Source organism: Pyrinomonas methylaliphatogenes, from assembly GCF_000820845.2.
Taxonomy (GTDB): domain Bacteria; phylum Acidobacteriota; class Blastocatellia; order Pyrinomonadales; family Pyrinomonadaceae; genus Pyrinomonas; species Pyrinomonas methylaliphatogenes.
Map to the genome: position 1 here is coordinate 508563 of NZ_CBXV010000004.1, position 20236 is coordinate 528798.

15 protein-coding genes and 1 tRNA gene are annotated in these 20236 nt (G+C 58.3%); 5 read left to right on the top strand and 11 right to left on the bottom strand.

Features of this window, described 5'->3' with window-relative positions; translation table 11 throughout:
* Window positions 1-302: 302 nt before the first annotated feature.
* From PYK22_RS06750 to PYK22_RS17195, 3 genes are all read left to right on the top strand, one after another.
* Window positions 303-2834, top strand: coding sequence for an MGH1-like glycoside hydrolase domain-containing protein (locus PYK22_RS06750; protein ID WP_041975338.1), 2532 nt, complete (start codon window positions 303-305; stop codon window positions 2832-2834).
* Between the two features lie 19 nt (window positions 2835-2853).
* Window positions 2854-3636: an SDR family oxidoreductase gene (locus PYK22_RS06755; RefSeq protein WP_041975340.1), complete on the top strand. Its 783-nt coding sequence runs from the start codon at window positions 2854-2856 to the stop codon at window positions 3634-3636.
* A gap of 301 nt (window positions 3637-3937) precedes the next feature.
* Window positions 3938-4600: a carboxymuconolactone decarboxylase family protein gene (locus tag PYK22_RS17195; RefSeq protein ID WP_083437670.1), complete on the top strand. Its 663-nt coding sequence runs from the start codon at window positions 3938-3940 to the stop codon at window positions 4598-4600.
* Between the two features lie 13 nt (window positions 4601-4613).
* Here the strand turns inward: PYK22_RS17195 and PYK22_RS06765 are convergent, their stop codons facing one another.
* The 3 genes from PYK22_RS06765 to lnt form a co-directional block, all read right to left on the bottom strand.
* On the bottom strand, window positions 4614-7100 hold the full coding sequence (locus tag PYK22_RS06765) for a DNA translocase FtsK (protein ID WP_041975342.1): 2487 nt from the start codon (window positions 7098-7100) through the stop codon (window positions 4614-4616).
* A 29-nt stretch (window positions 7101-7129) separates the two neighbouring features.
* A protein-coding gene (prfB, locus tag PYK22_RS06770; protein WP_328286916.1) for a peptide chain release factor 2 occupies window positions 7130-8246 on the bottom strand; the annotation gives its coding sequence in 2 pieces (ribosomal slippage) (window positions 7130-8173 and window positions 8175-8246; 1116 coding nt in all).
* 60 nt (window positions 8247-8306) lie between these two features.
* Window positions 8307-9989: an apolipoprotein N-acyltransferase gene (lnt, locus tag PYK22_RS06775; protein WP_157770719.1), complete on the bottom strand. Its 1683-nt coding sequence runs from the start codon at window positions 9987-9989 to the stop codon at window positions 8307-8309.
* A gap of 905 nt (window positions 9990-10894) precedes the next feature.
* Here lnt and PYK22_RS06780 point away from each other — a divergent pair.
* Window positions 10895-11101: a 2-oxoisovalerate dehydrogenase gene (locus PYK22_RS06780; RefSeq protein WP_041975346.1), complete on the top strand. Its 207-nt coding sequence runs from the start codon at window positions 10895-10897 to the stop codon at window positions 11099-11101.
* The gene (locus PYK22_RS06785) at window positions 11098-11334 is read left to right on the top strand and encodes a type II toxin-antitoxin system HicA family toxin (protein ID WP_041975348.1); all 237 of its coding nucleotides are present in this window, start codon (window positions 11098-11100) and stop codon (window positions 11332-11334) included. Before PYK22_RS06780 ends, PYK22_RS06785 begins: the two co-directional genes overlap by 4 nt.
* Window positions 11335-11692: 358 nt before the next feature.
* Here the strand turns inward: PYK22_RS06785 and PYK22_RS06790 are convergent, their stop codons facing one another.
* From PYK22_RS06790 to lysC, 8 genes are all read right to left on the bottom strand, one after another.
* Window positions 11693-13432, bottom strand: coding sequence for a tetratricopeptide repeat protein (locus PYK22_RS06790; protein ID WP_041975349.1), 1740 nt, complete (start codon window positions 13430-13432; stop codon window positions 11693-11695).
* 153 nt (window positions 13433-13585) lie between these two features.
* Window positions 13586-13661 (bottom strand) — tRNA-Glu (locus PYK22_RS06795).
* Between the two features lie 268 nt (window positions 13662-13929).
* Complete coding sequence (gene asd / locus PYK22_RS06800) at window positions 13930-14982, bottom strand: aspartate-semialdehyde dehydrogenase (protein WP_041975350.1); 1053 nt, start codon at window positions 14980-14982, stop codon at window positions 13930-13932.
* A gap of 45 nt (window positions 14983-15027) precedes the next feature.
* Window positions 15028-15861: a 2,3,4,5-tetrahydropyridine-2,6-dicarboxylate N-succinyltransferase gene (locus tag PYK22_RS06805; protein WP_041975707.1), complete on the bottom strand. Its 834-nt coding sequence runs from the start codon at window positions 15859-15861 to the stop codon at window positions 15028-15030.
* 13 nt (window positions 15862-15874) lie between these two features.
* Window positions 15875-16795 (bottom strand): 4-hydroxy-tetrahydrodipicolinate synthase, encoded by a 921-nt coding sequence (gene dapA, locus PYK22_RS06810; RefSeq protein WP_041975351.1) that lies wholly within the window; start codon window positions 16793-16795, stop codon window positions 15875-15877.
* Window positions 16792-17508 (bottom strand): 4-hydroxy-tetrahydrodipicolinate reductase, encoded by a 717-nt coding sequence (locus PYK22_RS06815; protein WP_041975353.1) that lies wholly within the window; start codon window positions 17506-17508, stop codon window positions 16792-16794. The genes dapA and PYK22_RS06815 overlap by 4 nt, the downstream gene beginning before the upstream one ends.
* Window positions 17509-17578: 70 nt before the next feature.
* Window positions 17579-18589, bottom strand: a complete 1011-nt coding sequence (locus tag PYK22_RS06820; protein ID WP_041975708.1) for a M20/M25/M40 family metallo-hydrolase — start codon at window positions 18587-18589, stop codon at window positions 17579-17581.
* Between the two features lie 32 nt (window positions 18590-18621).
* Entirely contained in the window at window positions 18622-20013 is a 1392-nt protein-coding gene (gene lysC / locus PYK22_RS06825) for a lysine-sensitive aspartokinase 3 (protein WP_041975355.1), read from the bottom strand.
* Window positions 20014-20236: the final 223 nt, after the last annotated feature.

Below are 20236 nucleotides of genomic sequence, written 5' to 3' on the forward strand. Positions count from 1 at the left end.
CGAATCGAAGAGAACATTGAGCGATGGTCGTCGCCTGAGATACGCGCGACTTTTGTCTGCCCTCGAGCCGTCCAAGTCACCTGTCGATCGAGTAAGATCAAGTGTGTGGCTGATGAGGGACGGGGTTGTTCGATGGCGCGGATGGACCCCGCCGTCTGTGTGCTGGCCGCATGCAGAATCACGATCAGCAGAAGATCTATCCCAACGCGCACGGTTTGAGGGCTTATCCTCATTCCGCTAGAATACTCGCATCTTGCCTGGTATTCGCCTCTGTCGGGAGCTGCCTCTTGCAAGGAGGAGACATGGAGGGATCGCGTGTTAATACGGCAGCTCGCGTGAAGGCGGTTCGTGAAGGGGAGCGCGGCAGAGAACAGATCTTCGTTTACGAATTATCGGAGCAAGATTTAGGGGCCGGCTCGAGCCTCGGCAATGACAAGTGTTGGGTCACTTCTAAAGCGACCGGAGCGATCGAACAATTATTCAGCCTAGATATAGGTCGCGCCGTCGCCGGTGCGGTGAATATTCGTTACAGCACAGCACAACATGGAGTAAGGCATCGCTCCGACTCGGTAGCTGGCACACACCAGGCACAAGTTCCTTTCTGTGGTCCGGAGACGCGCGTGCAGTTGGAGGAAACAAGGCACGGGCGATTCCGCCTACATCCAGCTTACCAAAGGAAAACCTTTGAATTGGTCGGCGGGCTTGAGGTAAGCGAGACGCTCTTCGTCCCGCACACGCCGCAGACAGATCCGGTGGCCGTCTATCAGCTGATCACCGTGCGCAACAAAACGGTCCGTGCGCGCTCAGTTCGAGTCTTTGCCTATGCCAATCTTCGAGGTGGGACAGCAGGCGACATTGTAGGTAAGTTCGATGATTCGCTTGGGGCGTTGCTCGCTCGGAACGAGAGCGAACCTGATTGGGTGCGGATCTTCGGTTTCAATCTTCCGGCCACGGCATATATGACAACACACGACGTGAACCGCGCCTATGATCCAGTGAACGTCTTGCCGCTAACCAACGATCTTTCGGCGCGTGGCACCATCTTCGGCGTCGTTCAAGTTGATCTGGAAGTCGCTCCGGGCGAAGAGGAGGAGCTAGCCGTCATTCTTGTCTTTTCGCCAGAGGGTGAGGCGCTGGCCCGTGAGACGTTCGCCGCCGCGCGCGACTTTCGGCGCGCATTTCAGGAAACGCTCGAGCATTATCGCGCTAAGCTTTCGATCTCACAATTGGCGACGCCCGATCCGATCATCAATCAGGGCGTGCAGTGGGCTAAAGCGAACATGTTGCGCGTGATGGGCGACTATCCGGTCGCGCGCGCTTTCACGAATGAGCCGGGCGTCTCATCGAACGTTGTCATCCGCGATCTCGCTTGGTTCGTTTATGGTTGCGATTGGCTGGACCCATCTTTCAGTCGCGATATGTTGCGTGTCGCCGCGCGTATGCGCTATCCGACGGGGAAGCTCGCCGAATTCTTTAACGCCATCGACGGGCGCATCGAGGATTATGGATTGAATATCAATGATGATACGCCGCTCTTCGTGCTCGCCGTCGGGCACCACTATCACGCGACTGGCGATCTAGATTTCCTGCGGGAGATCTTCCCGACGGTCGAGATGGCGATCAGATACATCCTCTCGCAGCGCGATAGCCGAGGGCTGATCTTCTGTACAGCGCGCGGCGAAAACGTCTGGGGGATCGCTTCATGGCGCAACGTCATCCCGGATTATTCAATAAACGGCGCGGTGACTGAACTTAACTCGCTCTGTTACGGCGCGCTGCGCGAAGCGGCGCATTTGGCGCGCGCCATCGAGCGGGATGAACTGAGCGCAGAGCTGGACCAGAAAGCTGAAGAGTTGAAAAGGGCCATCAACGAGCATTTGATCAACCCAGACAACGGCATGTACTACCTCAATATAGACGCTGACGGCAATCGTCACACGGATGTGACGAGCGACGAGGTTTCCCCTGTTATGTTTAAAGTCGCGCCGGAAGCGGTCGCTTTTCGCATCATCTCGCGTTTGAACGGGAGCGATTTTTGGACCGAAGCGGGCTTGCGCACGGTCTCGCGCCATAGCCCGTACTACGATCCATCAAAGCATGTCGGTCTTCTCGGCGGCGTCTGGCCCGGCGTCGTCTTCTGGTATGCATTCGCTGCGGCGAAGTACCATCCCGAAGCGATGATCCGTGGATTACACGACGGTTACCGTGCTTACCTTAGCGATCCGCGCAAGAATAACACCGTGCCGGGCCAATTCAGCGAATGGTTCGATGGGGAAAGTCTTGTCAATCGTGGGATGCGGCTGTCGCCGTGGGAGCCACCGCGTTACCTTTGGGCGGCGCTCGAGGGATTGGCTGGCGTCAATATTGAAGGTGGCCAGTTGCAGATTGAACCGCGCTTGCCGCCTGATTGGAAATGGTTGGCGCTTCGCAACCTCCCCTATTGCGGGCGCGCGATAAGCTTCGTCATCGTGCGCGAAGGTAACACGCAACGCATATATGCGACGGAGCCACTCGCATCGCAAAGAGACGTGACCGTTTGCGGTCAGGATGTTTCTGACGGAGTGGAAGTCTGGAGCGATCTGGCGACCGTGATCGCTTTCGCTCAAGATGGACAGTTATATGTTTTTATTGGCAATAATTCATCGCGCACGCTCATCGTCCCGTTCGAGCTCGGCGGATTGATCGAAGATAATCGCACCTATAAAGTGCATACATTCAGTAGCGAATATGGCGGATGGGTTGAAAGCGGGGAAAGCGCTGGCAGAGAATTGACCGGGCTGGCTGCTTCGATCGAACCTCAGGGTTTCTTCATCATCCGCTTTCAACTGAAGTGAAAGGCGAGGGGAGGCAGGAATGAGATTAAAAGGTCGAGTTGCACTGATCACCGGAGCTTCAAGCGGCATCGGGCGCGCCATCGCGCTCCGATTTGCCGAAGAGGGCGCGCATATCGTCGTCAATCACTTTGGACAGGAAGAGCGAGCGAAAAGAGTGTGTGAACGAATCGAGGCATATGGTGGGCGCGCGCTCAGCATCGAAGCGGACGTCTCGCAGGTGGTCGAAATCCACCGCATGGTTGATGAGACCATTCGCCATTTTGGGCGTGTGGATATCTGCGTCAATAACGCTGGCGTGCAACGTGAGGTCCCTTTCCTCGAAGTGACGGAGGATGATTGGGAGTTGATGACCAAGGTCGATCTCAAAGGCGCATTCTTCGTCGCGCAAGCCTGCGCGCGCGACATGGTAAAACGGCGGCGCGGCAAGATCATCAACATCTCATCGGTTCATCAGGAGATCGCGAAACCGCGTTTCGCGCCTTACTGCGCGGCCAAGGGCGGACTCGGCATGTTGACGAAAACGCTGGCGATGGAACTGGCCGAGTACAAGATCAACGTCAACGGGATCGCTCCCGGCGCGATCGCGACGCCGATGAACGAGGACGTGTTGGAAGATCCAGAAGCAGAAGCCTCCGTCTGCCGTGAGATCCCGTGGGGCCGATTCGGTCGTCCGGCAGAAGTCGCCGCGTTGGCGGCGTGGTTGGCTTCGGATGAAGCCGATTACGTCACGGGCGCGACCTATTTCATCGACGGCGGATTGACGCAGCAGGTCGTCGAATATAAGTCGCCACATAAGGGTTGAGGCTCATAGTTACTGACTTCGAAGGGGCTCCTCGCCAAGCGCGTCGCTCGCATCCTCTGATTATCGAGGTCACGTTTGATGATTGGATAGGATGGCCATGCCTCTTGCAGGCAGCACGGCACATTGTACAGGCCGAACAAGGGTACCGACATCTTCAGGTCAACGACCATCTTGCAGATGGGATCTAACTATAACCGAAGTTCTATTGGAATATTTAACATCAGGTTGATGTCAAGAAGATGTTTTCGGCTTATCCATTGAAAGAAATTGAAGATCTAGAGAGGATCAGGAGGTTGCCTCGATGTCGATTGACGGGACGAGACAGATCTATCTTCGGGAGGTACAGAATAATCCTCAGCCATGCCACTATCTGAGCCTTATCCGCGCTTCTCAGGAGAGTGGGCGGGAGGTTTGCGACATCTGGTATCTTTTCGCTTACAGACCGGCGATGACGCAGCATCTTCAAAACTTCACGCAAGAGGTGATGCGGGGCGAGTCGCCGCTCAGCGTTGGACTTCGTGAGTTGATCGCTGCTTACACTTCATACCTGAATGAGTGTGAGTTTTGCACGAAGGCTCATGCAGCGGTGGCGGCTGAGTTGCTAGGTAGCGAGGAGTTGGTTTGGGCGGCGTTGCGCGATCCGGAACAGGCAGACCTGAAGGACGAGGAGAAAGCCTTGCTTCGTTTCGTTCGGCAAATAACCAAAGACCTTTCGGGGATAAGTGAAAAGGACGTACAAGCCGTGAGGGATGCCGGTTGGAGCGACGAGGCGATCTTCTATGCTATAACGGTTTGCGCCTTGTTCAATCTTTACAATCGATGGGTGGGCGCTTCGGGCGTACATGCAATTTCCGATGAAGGACATCGTTTCTATGGGAGATCGATGGCGCTGCGTGGGTATGATCCCAAAGCGCGGGAAGAGTATGTGACCGGGTTCAGAAGCGAAGGGGGTGGGCGATCGTAAGCTGATGAGCGATTCAGCCCCCTTCTTCACGCAGGCGATCCCAATGTGCGACCGTTTCATAAGCGCGACTTAGAACGGGACGCGGGCGCGCGCCATCGGCTGGGCCAATGTAACCCTGGCGTTCCATCGCATCGAGGATGGCGGCGGCGCGCCCATATCCGATGCGCAGTCGGCGTTGTAGAACGGAGGTCGAAGCCCGCTTCATTTCGACGCAGATGCGCAGCGCGTCTTCGAACAGTTCGTCTTGAAAACCTGCCACTCCATCTTCGCCTTCAGCCTCATCATCCGATTGCGTGATCGTTTCGTCATAGACTGGAGTCCCTTGATTCTTAATGTGGGCGACGATGCGGTTGATCTCAGTTTCGTCGACGTAGGCGCCGTGCACCCTGACGAGCCGCGAAGTTCCCGGCGGAAGAAAGAGCATGTCGCCGCGACCGAGCAGTTGTTCCGCCCCATTGGTGTCGAGGATCGTGCGCGAATCGACCTTTGACGAGACGCGGAACGAGATGCGCGATGGGAAATTGGCTTTGATCAGACCGGTGATGACATCGACCGATGGACGTTGGGTGGCGATGACCAGATGGATGCCGACCGCCCGCGCCATTTGCGCCAATCTCGTGATCGCTTCTTCCACCTCGTGCCCCGAAACCATCATCAGATCCGCCAGCTCATCGATGATGATCACGATGTAGGGAAGCGGTTTGTGGGGTTCGCCGTTTTCGTCAAAATCGAGCACATCGTTGCGCCGTTCGACTTCGAGGTTATATCCATCGATATTGCGCACGCCCCATCGCGCGAGTTCTTTGTAGCGCTGTTCCATTTGCGAGACGGCCCATTTCAGCGCATTGGCGGCGCGTTTCGGGTCGGTGATGATCGGCGTGGCGAGATGCGGGATGTCGGCATACAGGCCGAGTTCGAGGCGTTTCGGATCGATCATGATGAATTTCACTTCGTCGGGGCGCGCTTTGTAGAGGATCGAGACGACGATCGAGTTGAGGCAGACCGATTTGCCCGTGCCGGTCGCTCCGGCGATCAGCAGGTGCGGCATTTTGGTCAGATCGGTGACGTAGTTCATCCCATCGATGGTCTTTCCGAGCGCGATGGTGAGTTTCGAAGGCGATTCGCGGAAGGGGCGTGATTCGATCACTTCGCGCAAAAAGATGGTCTCGCGCTGTGGGTTCGGCACTTCGATGCCGACGTGCGGCTTGCCGGGCAGACGGTCGATGCGGATAGATTCAGCGTGCAAGGCGAGGCAAAGGTCATCGACCAAACTGGTGACGCGCGAGTATTTCACCCCGGGATCGGGTTTGAATTCGTAAGTTGTCACCACTGGACCGGGGCAAATATGTTTGATCTGCCCCGTGACGTTGAACTCGCGACATTTTTCGGCCAATCGATGGGCGATTTCGAGCAACTCCTCGTCTTTCTGTTCGTATCTCGGGGGAGGCGAGTTCAGAAATTCTATATCTGGAAACTCGTAGTCATCGATAGGACGCTGGGCGGGGAGTTTGGAACTCCCCTCTTCGCGCGGCTCTTCGTTGATCTCTGTGCGCACTACGGCTGCCGTGCGCAGCATATCCTCGATCTCAGCTCTCGCTTGATCTTCCGTTGTGACGGCGCGTTCGGTGGCGGTTTCTGGAGATGCGCTCGCGCGAAGGTCGGCTCGAGAAGCGTTTGAGGCGGCGAAGCTGGGCATTATGGCCGGTTCGATGGATGGCGCATCGTTCGTTTCCATCGGTTGCGGCGTCGTCGCTCGCATGAACTCCGCGACTCGTTCGGCAGCCGTTTGCGACCGCTCGCGCCCTTTAAGCCTTCGCTCCTTCTCGCGCGCGGCGCGCGCTTGCCGACGAGCCTCGGCCCGTTCCAACGCGCGCCGATGCCGTTCTTCGCGCCAGTGACGGATGCGCTCGGCTGCGCGTGTGAAGAAAGCCAAGCGTTCGCGCAAAAGCTGTGCGATCTTCTCGTAAAAGAGGGCAAATGAGAAGTTCGTCGCCAGGAGCACGCCGACGGCGGCTAGCGCCGTAAGAAGCACGCTCGCGCCGACCGCGTTCAATCCTGCCGCAAATAGTTGCGCGATGGCGCGTCCGATGAATCCGCCCGGTTCGACGCTGCGATCGAAGATCGGCGTTGTGACAGCGAGCGAAAGCAAGGCCGCGCAGCTCAGCAGTAGGAGCGCTAAGCCGCAGGTGCGCGTCAGCGGGGCTTCTAACTCCCGTGTCCGAAAACGTCGCCATCCGATGAAGAACAGGAGCGGAGGGAAGGCGTAGGCGATCAAGCCAAACGTTTGCAGAAACGCGGCGGAGAGATGGGCTCCGACAGCGCCGACGAGGTTGTGCAGATTTTGGTTCGAGGCGGTATTCCACGATGGATCGTTGGGATTGAAAGAGAGCAAGCAGAGCAGAAGCAGTAGGCTCGAGGCGAAGAGCGCGATGGCGAGGATCTCGTTGCGTCGTGTGTTACGCGACGTCTCGCGTTGCGCGTTCGTTTTCGCTGTGGCCATCGTGATCCACCTCCGATGCGCGGAGCAGCCTATCGTTTGGCAGTGCGACGCGAAAGCAGATAGGCTTTGATGAAATCATCGAGATCGCCGTCGAGCACGGCATCGACATCGCCACGCTCATAGCCCGTGCGCGTATCTTTGACTAAACGGTAAGGCGCGAGCACGTAGCTTCTGATTTGCGACCCGAAAGAGATGTCGGCTTTGCTGGCCTCCAGTTCCGCCGTCTCGGCGCGCCTCTTCTCCAGTTCGAGTTCATAAAGACGCGCGCGCAAGATCTGCATGGCGACGGCGCGATTCTGATGTTGCGATCGCTGATTCTGACATTGCACGACTATGCCTGTCGGCAGATGCGTGATGCGCACGGCGGAATCGGTCTTGTTGACGTGTTGCCCGCCAGCGCCGGTCGAACGGAAAGTGTCGATGCGGAGATCCTTCTCATTGATCTCGATCTCGATCTCTTCATCTATCTCCGGGTAAACGAAGAGCGAGGCGAAGGATGTGTGGCGACGTGCGGCCTGGTCGAAAGGCGAGATGCGCACCAAACGATGCACGCCGGCTTCGGCTGAAAGCAGGCCGTAGGCATATGGCCCTTCGACGCGGAAGGTGGCGCTCTTCAGCCCCGCCTCTTCGCCCGGTTGGTAGTCGAGGATCTCGGTCTTGAAACCGCGCCGTTCGGCCCAGCGAAGATACATGCGGAGCAGCATTTCGGCCCAATCCTGCGCATCGACGCCACCGGCGCCCGGATGGATCGTGCAGATGGCATTGCGCGCATCGTTTTCGCCCGAAAGGAGCGCTTCCGTCTCGGCTTGGCTCACCTCCTTCTCTAGCTTTTCGATGAGCGATAAAGCCTCGTGTAAGCTAGCCTCGTCCTCTTCGGCGAATTCGAGGAGCACATGAACGTCCTCGATGGCGCGCTCGAATCCCTCTTGGCGTGAGATGATGCGTTCGAGACGGCTACGCTGCTGGAGAAGCTTCTGCGCCTCTTCTTGATCAGACCAAAAATCTTGAGACGCGGCGCGCTCCTCGATTCGCGCTAATTCCTCGCGCTGGCGATCGATTTCAAAGGAACCTCCCGAGTTGCGCGATACGGTCGCGCAGATCGTCATACTTCGTGTGAAGTTCCTGTAGATCCAAAACCTCTCTCATCGCTCCAATTCCTCTTCAAGAATCTTCTCGTTAGCAAGATCGCGGTCGAAAGTGCGAACGTTAAATTTTAATGCGGCCCGGGAGTCTGGACAAAGTTAACCGGTCGGCGGCGCGGGCGACGCTCAACAGGCTGATGAGCGCGCATAGGGCGACGAACAGGTCGCCATGTGCAGCGTAGAACGTCATCTCTTCACTGGCGCGCTCTACGGGCCAGATGCGCACATCGGCCTGAAAGCTCGGCGTTGCGTCGAGAACTTCGCCGCGCGGCGAAATCCAAGCGCTGATCCCCGTGTTGGTCACGCGCAAAACCGGCCGCCCTGTCTCGACGGCGCGCATGATAGCGTTTGCCAAGTGTTGATGCAATACCGGCGTTTCGCCCAGATAACCATCGTTCGAGATGTTGACCAGTAGATCGGCCCCCCTTCGGACGAACTCGCGCGCGATGGTCGGAAAGGCCGATTCGAAGCAGATGAAGACGCCAGCGCGCAGATCGCCGATAGGCATTAAAGTGTAGCGCGTCCCCGGAGTGAAATCTCCGACGATCGCGCTGATCAAGCTGACGCCGGGCAGCCATTTAGGCAGCGGGATGTACTCGCCGAAGGGCAGCAGTTTGATCTTATTGTACTGCGCGACCAGTTGACCCGATTCATCAAGAAGTATCGCCGAATTGTAGACGCCATTCGCTGGCGCCGGTTCCATCGCGTTAAAGAGCATGAAGACGCGATTGGCTCGCGCAAATTCTGCGATGAACTCGCGAAAACTCGCGTCGCGCGCGTACCGGAAGTTCATCGGCGATTCAGGCCAGATGACGACCCGTCGTGTGTGATCTTCGCTAGATGGCGAGGTCGTGCGAGATGCCGAAGAGTCGATCGAAGTGGCGCGTCGTGTCTGATCTTCGCTAGATAGCGAGGCCGCATCTGACGGAGAAGACGAAGAAGTCGCCGAGCCGAGCGTTGCTCTCAACCCTTCGAGACTCAGTTGGACATGTCGTCGGAGCAGGATCTCGGTTTCGGAAAGCGTGCGCTGAAAATCGGCTGGCACGTTCGGTTGGACGGCGATGAAAAGAGTTGTCGGAGCGGAAAACGCTACGTCCCGCCGATAGCGGGCGCTCAAGATAATCGCTGTCAGGACCGATAAGAGAGCCACGATGCAGATCGAGACTGCGCCCCTCCTTCGCTCAGCAAGCGCTAGAGCGAGAGCCGAATTGGTCATCGCGATCAAGAAACCGACGGCGTAGACTCCGCCCCAGCGGGCCGATTGAATTAGAAACGGGACGTAGGCTTGCGAGTAACCGAGGGCATTCCAGAGTTGACCCGTAACAAAAAAGCGCGCCCATTCAAATGTCGCCCAGAGGAGCGGGAAGAGAAGAAGCGCGCGCCTTCCTAATTTTTGACAGAGCCAGGCCAGAAGCGCTCCCGAAGCGGCTGGGAAGAGACCGAGGATGAGCGCGCCGGGAACGAGCAGGGGAAAGGCCACCCAAGCGGGAAGATCGCCGTAATAGATCATCGCGTGGGTTAGCCACCAGCATGAGCCGTAGAAGAAGAGCGCGCCAATCGCCCACCAGAGGAGAAAGGCCCGTTTTGCGCTTTTCATACGCGCGGTCGTGATGAGGATGGGAATGAAGGCGACCCACGCGAGGAACCAGAGATCGAAGTCGGGAAAAGACGAAACGAGAAGCGCTGCCGACAGCAGCCCGCTTGCCCATTCGGTCGGTTTAGGAACCCGGACCGGTCTCTCACGCAACAAGGCAACTTGGCTGGTTCGTTTGAGCTCTCGCACGAACCTAAAGTTTAGCAGAACATCGGTTGCTGCGCAGTCCTGACCAAAAGGTCGTGTGGCGCGCAGGATTGGACCCGATCTTCCGAAAAAGGTTTGCTAGTTCACCGAAATCTTCTGATGATGTTCGCGGCCCACATCAGTTTGAACGAAATCGTTCAACTGACGTTTCAAAATGAACAGAAAGTGTCAATCAGACAGTGACAAATTTTGTTCGGCTGTCAAGGGCGCGACACTTGCTGTGGATTGAAGGACGGTCTCTTCTTCAGATCGATTTGGACGTTCGGAGCGAGCCGTTTCGAGAAGGGCGCTTGAAAAATGCGGGAGAACCCGGCCCCATTCGAGACCGGGTTCCGAGAAGGAGGGCGCGACGGAGGGGACGCACGGCAGGTTACTGGCGCAGCGGCAGGCTACGCTCAGAGGAGTGTTGGCGGCGGGGTCACGAAAGTTCTTAATAGCCTTTCGTGCTTGCCACCCTCGTATAAGCACATCGCGTGCCAAAACTCGGTCGGGAAGCTGGTTCGGTTAGCCACATGGGGTTCGAAGGTCTGCTTGCGGCCAAGATGGTATACATCTCGAATTTCTTTTCAGAGATGTCATTAGCGTTCGAGGGTCTGCTTGCGGCCAAGACGGACCACTGGTTGCCGTCCTTTTTAGGGTTGAGACCTGCTTGCTGAACAATGGACAAACACAGCTAAATCGGTCATGCTATCTGCCTACCGCCAGTTCGGCGGGGAAGTGACGCCTGTGGACATTGGCTGCAGTGTCGGTGGATGAAGCAGGAAGCAATCGGGACAGGTGTTGTGTGACATTTGTCCATGAGTTGCAGAACGCCTACGCAAACAGTCTATAGTGGCCGACAGGAGGCAAGCATGAACGAGATCATCTTCGTCGTGGAAGAAGCCCCTGAGGGCGGGTACACCGCACGCGCACTGGGGGCCTCCATTTACACGCAAGCGGAAACAGTAGAATCCTTGCGCGAGCAAGTACGTGACGCCGTGCGCTGTCATTTCGACGAGGAAGACAGACCGCAATTGATCCGCTTGCATTTTGTTCATCAAGAAGTGATCGCAGCATGAAGCTGCCGCGCGATGTCTCTGGTGATGATCTTGCCCGGGCGCTTGAGCATTTCGGTTACGATGTCGTGCGCACAACCGGCAGCCACATGCGCTTGCGCACCTACAGGAACGGCGAACATTACGTTACCATTCCGCGCCACCCCACTCTGTACGTCGGCACGTTGGCTTCGATTTTGCGCGACGTGTGTGATCACCTAAAAATCAACAAAGAAGAAATCATCCGCTATCTTTAGAAAAACTGGAGGTTGAGACCTGCTTACTGAACAATGGACAAACACAGCTAAATCGGTCATGCTATCTGCCTACCGCCAGTTCGGCGGGAAGTGACGCCTGTGGACATTGGCTGCAGTGTCAGTGGATGAAGCAGGAAGCGGCCGGGGCAGGTCCTGGACGAATGAGCTGCAGAACGGGAAAAGATGGCAGAATCGTCGTTATGTCCATTTTGGCGAAGCGATTGTAGTGTGATGGCGCATGATGGAAGAGATGATCGCACCACTGAGCTGCTCTCTCGCCGGTCCGATAACGCTTGTCAGCGCAGGTCTGCGTGGCTAGGAGTCATCCGAAGATAAGTTGCTGCATCCGGTTTCTGGCTCATTTGATGCCGGTCTCGACTTGGCGTTGAAGCGCGATAGCTTCCGGATTGTTCGGATCTATTTGGAGCGCGTTCTTCGCGTAGGTCATAGCTTGGGCGCGGTCGCCGCGATCGAGAAAGATGCGACCCAAGGCGATATGCGCTTCGATTAGCCGCGGGTTCCAAAAGATCGCCGTGCGGAGCGCGCTGACGGCGGCATCGAGATCGCCGCGCCGTTGGTGAATGTAGCCGAGAATTAGATAGGCTTCAGCGCTCATCGGCTCTATCGTCAGCGCGCGGCGCAGTTCCGGCAGCGCTTCATCGTCGCGCCCGGCGGCGTACAGCTCACGCGCTTTGGCGAGAAGGTTCTTCGCATCGACATTTGTGCCCTCATCTTGAGCCAGACGATCGCGCGCGGCATCATAGTAGTCTAAACGGTTGAAGTTTTGATAAAGCCGGAGCGGGACTTGACTCAAGGTTTGCGAACGCAGCCACTCTGTCTGCCATCTCGCGTAGGCTGGGAGGAAACGTCTCGATTCGTTATCAGCGGAATTGGCGGCCTCGGCCTTGCCCATCTTCTCGAGCGCTTTGGCGAAGAGAAAGAGGGCTTCGCCATCCCGCGGATTGGCCGTGATGACAGGGCGAAGCTGGTCCGCCGCTTCCGCATATTTGCCCAGCAGCAGGAGGGCGTAAGCGTAGTTGAAGCGAACGAGGGGATCTTCCGGTGCGGATTCGGAAGCCCTTTGCAGAAGGGCCGCGCCCTGTTTCAACAGGCGGTCGCGCTCTTCGACTTTGGCTTCGCTGCGCGCGGCCTGAATGGAGATCGCGCCCGCGTTGTTATAGACGCTCTTCATGCGCGTCTCCGTCGTCAAAGGCAGAAGCGCGCCGAGCGCGCGCGTGAGATCGTTCATGCGCCAATAGGCGATGGCGGCGTAGAAGGCCGCTTCAGCGTAGTGGCGATCGCGTTTCTGTAGTCTGGAGAGATACTCCGCCGCCTCCTTCCAATCTTGACGCTCGAAATAGAATTGGCCCAGCTCGAAAGCCGCCTGCGTGTAGGTCGCTCCTCCGTTGACGCGCGCATATTCGAGCAGCGCGTTCTGCAGATAGGCCTTCTTCTTCTCTGGATCGGTCGTCAGCGTGCCCTTCACATAGCTTTCGAAGGCGCGAGCGGGGACTTTGGTCGCGCGCTCGATGAACTGATTGAGCGAGAAGGGAAAAGCTTTGTCGCGTTGATAGAGGATCTGGTAGGCGAGGCGACCTTGCATCGCTTGTAGCGTCTTGAGCGGTCCGCCGAAATCGAATTGTTGACTGGCCCAACGTCCGTCTGCTAGTTGCTCGCCCAGCAAACGCCCTTCATTGACGCGGATGACGCGCGCCGTCCCCTGTATCTCCGCGGGAGCGTTTTCGCCTTGGACCGGCGTGACTCGATAGGCACCATAAACGACGAGCGTCGCTTGGGCTTCGCGCCCGATCTTGATCGCCGTCGCGCGTGTCGGAATGACGGTCAGCGGCAAACGCAGGCGCTGATAGATCAATTCGCGTTCATCGCTTGCGACGACGCGCAATCCCGGAACGCTCAGAAGCTCCGACAACGCATCGACGAAGCTCTCTCCGATCCAGTTGTATTCTTTGAAGTTCGATGTATTCTCGAACGGTAGGACCAGGACCGTATCGCTGCCGGACGTTTGGGCTACGGCGATCCGGGAGGCCAGATAAAAGCAAAGGCTCAAGATCGAAACGGCATTTAACAACCTTTTCATGATTCAGCCCCCGCTCGGCACGAACGAAGATCTACGCTCGCGCTAGGTTCCGCTCGGATGAATCTCGATGCGCGCGCGTTGCTCGAAAGTTCCCGCTAAAGCGATCAAGGCCGCAACCCTTTTGAGAGTTCTGCGGCCTTTAAGATTCAAATCTGGCGTCCCCGACGGGAATCGAACCCGTGTTACCGCCTTGAAAGAGCGGTGTCCTAGGCCACTAGACGACGGGGACGTGGGCGAACTTCCTGTTCATAATTTAATGACCGGCCCAGTAGTTTCCGCTGCCGGCCATCTTTGATCCGCCATGAGACGGCAGCTTTCGCTTGAGGACCGATCGCTCTTTATCATGTGGATCGAGCGGTGATCAGCCCAAGATTTTGTAAGTTAACTCAACCGTTCCGCCTCTGTCAAATGCGGACGCGACGCTCGATAGAAGGGATGCGCGCCAATCGGAACGCTTCTGAGATATTCCGCTTGCGCCCTCTGGCCGAACAAGCGCTTTAAATGTATTCAAGCGCGACGAGGAGTTCGGCGTTCAAGATCGCCGCGCCCGCTGCGCCGCGTATCGTGTTGTGACTGAGCGCGACGAAACGAAGATCGAAGATCGGATCGGGTTTAATGCGCCCCACGGTAACGCTCATGCCGCCACCCGCATCACGATCTAGGCGTGGTTGCGGTCGGTCCGGTTCCGTGCGGACGATGATCGGATGAGATGGCGCAGAGTGCAACTCAAGCTCTTGCGGCAAGCTGCGCCATGAAGCGAGCGCGTCGGTGATCTCCTCGAGCGAAGCGGCGCGTTTCAATTTAACGCGGATGGCCGCCATGTGGCCATCCGTCACGTTGACGCGATGGCATTGAGCGCTCACCTTCATCGGCGCCTCTTCGATCGATTCGCCGCGCAGTTTGCCGAGTATCTTCAGCGTTTCGGTTTCGATCTTCTCCTCCTCTTTCTCGATGAACGGCAGGACGTTATCGCAGATATCAAGCGATGGGACGCCCGGGTAGCCCGCGCCGGAAAGGGCTTGCAACGTCGTCACGACCGAAGCTTCCACGCCGAAACGCTGATGGAGCGGGGCGAGCGCTAAGGCCAACATGATCGTCGAGCAGTTAGGATTGGTGACGATAAATCCACGGTCGAAGCCGCGCTCGCGCTTTTGTCGTTCGATCAGCGAGAGGTGTTCATGATTGATTTCCGGGATGACCAGCGGAACATCGCGATCCATGCGAAATGCCGATGAATTGCTCAGCACCGGATAACCGGCTCGCGCGAAGCTCTCTTCGATCTCGCGCGCGATGCCGGCGGGAAGGCTCGAAAAGACGAGATCGCAATCGAGCGGCGGCTCCGGCGCCGCGACTTCGAGCGCGCGCACGCCACTCGGCATCTCGCCTGAAAGGCGCCACGCGCAAGCCTCCGCGTAAGGTTTGCCTTGCGAACGATCCGATGCGGCGAGCGCCGTCACTTCAAACAGCGGATGACCGTCGAGCAATTGGATGAAGCGTTGTCCTACGGTCCCAGTCGCACCTAGTATGCCGACGCGATATTTTCTCACCATCGAACTAAAAAATGATTCTCCTTCGAGAGATTCGAAACGCGAATTCTACCTCAAGTAATCTTCCAATTGCACTGCGGCATCGGTCTTCTCGTCGCGGTATTTGACGATGATCGGCGCATAAAGCGAAAGCCCCCAGTCACGTCCGCGCTCGCTCGCGATGGCGCGCGCGCCCGGAACGACGACTGCGCCTTCGGGGATTTCGAGCGGGCGTTCGGCTGTGCGTCGGTAGATCTGCCCGCGGACCAGGTCGTAGACCGGCGTCGAACCGGTCAGCACTACGCCTGGAGCGAGCACGGCGCGCCGCCGCACGATGGTCCCTTCGTAAACGCCACAGCCGCCGCCGATCAAAACTTCATCTTCGATGATGACCGGCAAGGCTCCGACAGGTTCGAGCACGCCGCCGATCTGCGCCGCCGCCGAAAGATGCACGCGCTTGCCGATTTGCGCGCACGACCCGACGAGCGCGTGGCTGTCGATCATCGTCCCTTCATCCACGTATGCGCCGACGTTGATGTACATGGGCGGCATGCAGACGACTCCGGGCGCGACATAGGCGCCATCGCGTATGCTCGAGCCGCCGGGCACAATGCGCACGCGATCTTGAAGGGTCAAAGCTTTGATCGGATAAGTGTCCTTGTCGAAGAAGCGTAGCGACCTATCGTGCGGCGACATCTCGACGAGCGCGCCCATGCGGAATCCAAGGAGGATGCCCTGTTTGACCCAGACGTGGGCGCGCCAGGCTCCATCATCGCCGCGTTCGGCGGCGCGGATCTCGCCGCGCCCGAGCGCCGCTTTGAACTCCTCGAAGAGCGCTCGATCCGCTTCGGAGAACTTCTGTTTCTCGCTCGCCGCCAACGTTTCGATGCGTTGGCGAAGCATCGCGACTCGCCCTTCAGCTTGCGCCATGAGAGACCCCCTTTAACGCGCCCAATTCGGTGAGAATCTCGCGCAGACGCGCTTTGGTCTTCTCTTGAACGGGGACGAGCGGCAAGCGGTAGCGCTCTTCGATAAGTCCCATCATCGCGAGCGCGGCTTTGACTGGCCCGGGACTCGATTCCATGAAGTTGGCCTCCATCAACGGCAGCAAACGATAGTGCATCTGTCGTGCAGCGGCCCAGTCGCCAGCTAGCGCCATGTCGATCATACGCGAAGTCAGGTCCGGCACCTCGTTCGAAACGACTGAGATTAACCCATCCGCGCCGAGCGCGATGAGCGGAAGCGCGAGCGAATCATCGCCCGAGAAGACGCGAAATCCGTTGGGTCGCTCGCGCAGAATGGTCATGATCTGCGCGAAGTCGCCCGAAGCCTCCTTGATGCCGACGATGTTGGGCACTTCGCGCGCCAGCCTCAATGTGGTCTGAGCGGCGATGTTGCACCCGGTGCGCCCAGGGACGTTGTAGATGATGACCGGCAGATCTTGGACTGCTTCGGCGACGGCGCGAAAATGCGCATAGAGTCCCTCTTGCGTCGGTTTGTTGTAATAAGGCGCAACGAGCATCACGCCATCGACGCCGAGCGAGCGTGCGGCCTGTGAGTAGCGGATGGCATCGACCGTCGAGTTGCTGCCCGTCCCCGCGATCACGCGCGCGCGTCCGCGAGCTACCTCAACGGTGATTGCGATCACGCGCTGGTCTTCCTCTTCAGTCATCGTCGCCGATTCGCCCGTCGTCCCGCATGGCACGAGGAGGCGCACGCCGCCGACGATTTGTCGTTCGATCAAACGGCGCAGAGCCTCTTCATCAACTGCGCCATCGAGTTTGAACGGCGTCACCAAGGCCGTCGCGCAACCGCGCAGCCAATCGGTCTTGATCATGATCTTTTCCCCCTTTCTTCTATGATTCGATCGATCAGTTCGGAAAATTCATAACAGCCGCCCTGTTTCGTCACGATCCACTCTGCGGCGAGAAGCGCTCCGGCGGCGAACCCTTCGCGCGTGCGCGCTTCGTGTTGGAGGAGGATCTGATCATCCGTCGAATCGAAACCGACACGATGCGTGCCGGGGATGTGACCGGCGCGCGTGGCCGCAATCGAGATCTCCGCTGGCCAGTGCGGCGCAAGAAGCGCGCGCAGCTTCAATGCCGTCCCCGAAGGGGCGTCGCGTTTTCCCGCATGATGCGCCTCTTCGATGAACGGAGCGTAGTCGCTAAATGGCGCGATCAGCTTCGCCGCATGTGCGACGATGCGATAGAAGAGGTTGGCGCCGATGGAGAAGTTCGCTCCGTAGACCATCGCCCCGCCGCGCTCGTCGAGTATAGCTTGGGCCTGCGGCAGACGCTCATTCCAGCCGGTCGTCCCTTCGACAAGCGGGACGCGCGCGCGTGCGCAAGCTTCGATGTTCCGTAAGACCGCATGCGCCACGGAAAAATCAACCGCTACGGAGCATCCTTGCAGACGACCGGCCAACTCTTCCGCCGTGCGTTCGGCATCGCGCGAAGTGGCGATCACGACGGTCTGATGTCCGCGCGCCTGCGCACGCGCTTCGACGAGTCTGCCCATCCTGCCGTATCCGATCAGTCCGATCTTCATCGTAGCTTAAACGGGACATTCATTTTACTTATGGGTCGCTCGGCAAAAATACGAAAAAAGGCTTTCACTTTCAACGGTCGAGCGCTTTGAGTCGATAGACCAAGCGAACGTACAGGTCAACGGCTTCGAGCAGATCGCGTTTTTCGACATACTCGTGCGGCGTGTGCGCGACGAGGATCGAGCCGGGGCCGAGAAGGGCAGGTTGGCCCCAGTTCCTCAGGTGCGGGATGTCGGTCGCAAAGCGCACGACGCAGGTTTCAAACCCATCGACCGTTATCGTCCGCACGACGGGTGAAAGGGCTTTATACTCTAGTTCGGCATGGCCGGCCACGGCTCGTTCGAGTTGTCTTTTGACCGTCTCAACTTCCGTTACCAGTCGAATATGGAGATCGGCCTGAGCGTGATCGGGGATGACGTTTGGACGTGTGCCGCCGCTGATGACGCCGATGTTGCAGGTCGTTTCACCCAGCAGGTCATCGGCGGGCCAAGTGATGCGGCGCACGGCTTCGAGCGCATCGAGAAGCTTTTCGATCGCCGATTCGCCCTGCTCGGGATAGGCCGAATGCGCGGCGCGTCCAGTGGCACGGAGGCGAACGTGAAGCGCGCCTTTGGTCCCGATCGCCAATTTGTTCTCGGTCGGCTCCCCGTTGATGAGGAAGCGACACTCGGCGGCGAGCGGATGCCCGTTGGCCTTTTGGGCGCCCAGACTCGCCAACTCTTCGTCAACCGTGAAGAGAAGCCCGACATCGCGCACGCCTTCGGCGCGCAATCTCTCCACCGCCGTGATCTGTGCGGCGATGATGCCCTTAGCATCGCAGGCGCCGCGCCCGTAGATCCGCGCCGCATCTTCGCGCGAAGCGATGAAGGGCGGAACGGTGTCCATATGGGTTGACAAGACGATGCGCGGGGAGGCTTTCGGCTGATGCGCGATGACGTTGCTTCGCCCTTCAGCGATCGCTTGCAGTTCGACCTCGTAGCCGAGATGATCGAGATGATCGGCGAGAAAGAGCCCGATCTCCTTCTCCTCGCCGGTGATAGAGGGGATATCGACCAGTTTGCGCGTCAGTGTGAAAAGATCCATCGATCGTTTCCGTCCCATCCGGTTCCGCGGCGTTATCCTTGCTGGGCCGCTTGCTTTTCGTCTTCCGTTTCGAAGATCGCTCGGTGGAGGCGCGCGACCGCTTCTGCGACCCTCTCTTGATCGATGACGAAGGTCAAATTGATGCTCGAAGCGCCTTGCGAGATGAGCGAGATGTTGATGTCGCGCATAGCGCTAAAAACGCGCGCGGCGATGCCGGGCGTTGTGCGCAACCCTTCGCCGACGACGCAGATGATCGCGCGGCGCGGTTCGACTTGGACCGTGCCGAGTCTTTCGAGTTCGCGAACGATCGAATCGAGGGCACGTGTGTCATCAAGCGTCAGCGAAACGCTCACCTCTGAAGTCGTGACGACATCGACGACCGTGCGGTAACGGTCGAAGACTTCGAACAGCGCGCGCAAGAAACCGTAAGCGCCGAGCATGCGCGCCGATGTCACTTGAATGACGGTGATGCCGGTCTTGTGCGCGATCGCCTTGATGCGCGAGACTGAAGTTGACGATTCGGCACAGATCAAAGTGCCTTCCTCGGTTGGGCGGCGCGAATTGCAGACGCGCACGGGGATAAAACGCGCGACCGCCGGCTCGATCGTCTTCGGGTGAAGGACCTTGGCGCCGAAATAGGCCAATTCGGCGGCCTCTGCGTAAGACAAGCGCGGGATCGTGCGCGCCTTAGGCACAAGGCGCGGATCAGCCGTCATCACGCCATCGACGTCGGTCCAGATCTGAACCTCGCTTGCGCGAAGGGCGGCGCCGATGATCGCCGCCGAATAATCGGATCCGCCGCGCCCGAGCGTGGTGGTCCGCCCAGCGGTCGAAGAGGCGATGAAACCGCCGAGGACGGGTATTTCGCCACGCTCGATGAGCGGCAGAAGGTGATTGCGTGTGCTCGCTTCGGTCTCCGACATCAAGGGCGTGGCGCAGCCAAAGGTCTCATCCGTGATGATGCACTGACGCGCATCGATGTTGATCGCGGGCAGTCCCCTGGCGCGAAGGACGGCGGTCAACAGCATGGAGGAGAGTCGTTCGCCGTAGGAGGCGACCTCATCCTGCAGTGCGGGAAGTAGGGCTTCGCGCCTCGCCGCACGCTGCAAGATCTGTTTGAGGTCGGCCTTGGCATCTTCGAGCCGCCGCGCGATCATTTGCGCTTCTTCAGAAGGCAAGAGCGCATTGGCGACGGCGGCGTGACGCGCAAAGTGCGGTTCGAGCTTGAGCGTCGCTTCCTCTACCGCTCCATCGGAAGCGAGATGGAAACTTTCGATCAAAGCGTCGGTCAATTTGCTCATGGCTGAGACGACGATGACCGGCGCTCGGTCCTTATTCGTTTCGATGATCGTCGCGACGCGCGCAAACGCGGCTTCATCCTCGACCGACGTCCCGCCGAATTTCATGATCAGAGGCGTCTTCATGTCACTGCTCGGCGATCCGAATGGAGATCCTCTTTGTTTTTTGTTAAGGGACGCACAAGGGCCGACATCGGGCCGGAACATCCTCAGCGCGCTATTGCGGAAATATAGCGCATGCGTCGCCGAGACGAAAAGCTCAGAGGCGGCGCTGACTGGTTGCCGAGCGGTCGTTCGTAACGTCTCCGGGAGAAGCGGGGGCTCATTTGCGCGATCACTTTATGAAACC

Bases quoted from the DNA above. Each gene is read 5' to 3' on its own strand.
- PYK22_RS06750 (WP_041975338.1), top strand. From the start codon at position 303: ATGGAGGGATCGCGTGTTAATACGGCAGCTCGCGTGAAGGCGGTTCGT.
- PYK22_RS06755 (WP_041975340.1), top strand. From the start codon at position 2,854: ATGAGATTAAAAGGTCGAGTTGCACTGATCACCGGAGCTTCAAGCGGC.
- PYK22_RS17195 (WP_083437670.1), top strand. From the start codon at position 3,938: ATGTCGATTGACGGGACGAGACAGATCTATCTTCGGGAGGTACAGAAT.
- PYK22_RS06765 (WP_041975342.1), bottom strand. From the start codon at position 7,100: ATGGCCACAGCGAAAACGAACGCGCAACGCGAGACGTCGCGTAACACA.
- PYK22_RS06780 (WP_041975346.1), top strand. From the start codon at position 10,895: ATGAACGAGATCATCTTCGTCGTGGAAGAAGCCCCTGAGGGCGGGTAC.
- PYK22_RS06785 (WP_041975348.1), top strand. From the start codon at position 11,098: ATGAAGCTGCCGCGCGATGTCTCTGGTGATGATCTTGCCCGGGCGCTT.
- PYK22_RS06790 (WP_041975349.1), bottom strand. From the start codon at position 13,432: ATGAAAAGGTTGTTAAATGCCGTTTCGATCTTGAGCCTTTGCTTTTAT.
- asd (WP_041975350.1), bottom strand. From the start codon at position 14,982: ATGGTGAGAAAATATCGCGTCGGCATACTAGGTGCGACTGGGACCGTA.
- PYK22_RS06805 (WP_041975707.1), bottom strand. From the start codon at position 15,861: ATGCTTCGCCAACGCATCGAAACGTTGGCGGCGAGCGAGAAACAGAAG.
- dapA (WP_041975351.1), bottom strand. From the start codon at position 16,795: ATGATCAAGACCGATTGGCTGCGCGGTTGCGCGACGGCCTTGGTGACG.
- PYK22_RS06815 (WP_041975353.1), bottom strand. From the start codon at position 17,508: ATGAAGATCGGACTGATCGGATACGGCAGGATGGGCAGACTCGTCGAA.
- PYK22_RS06820 (WP_041975708.1), bottom strand. From the start codon at position 18,589: ATGGATCTTTTCACACTGACGCGCAAACTGGTCGATATCCCCTCTATC.
- lysC (WP_041975355.1), bottom strand. From the start codon at position 20,013: ATGAAGACGCCTCTGATCATGAAATTCGGCGGGACGTCGGTCGAGGAT.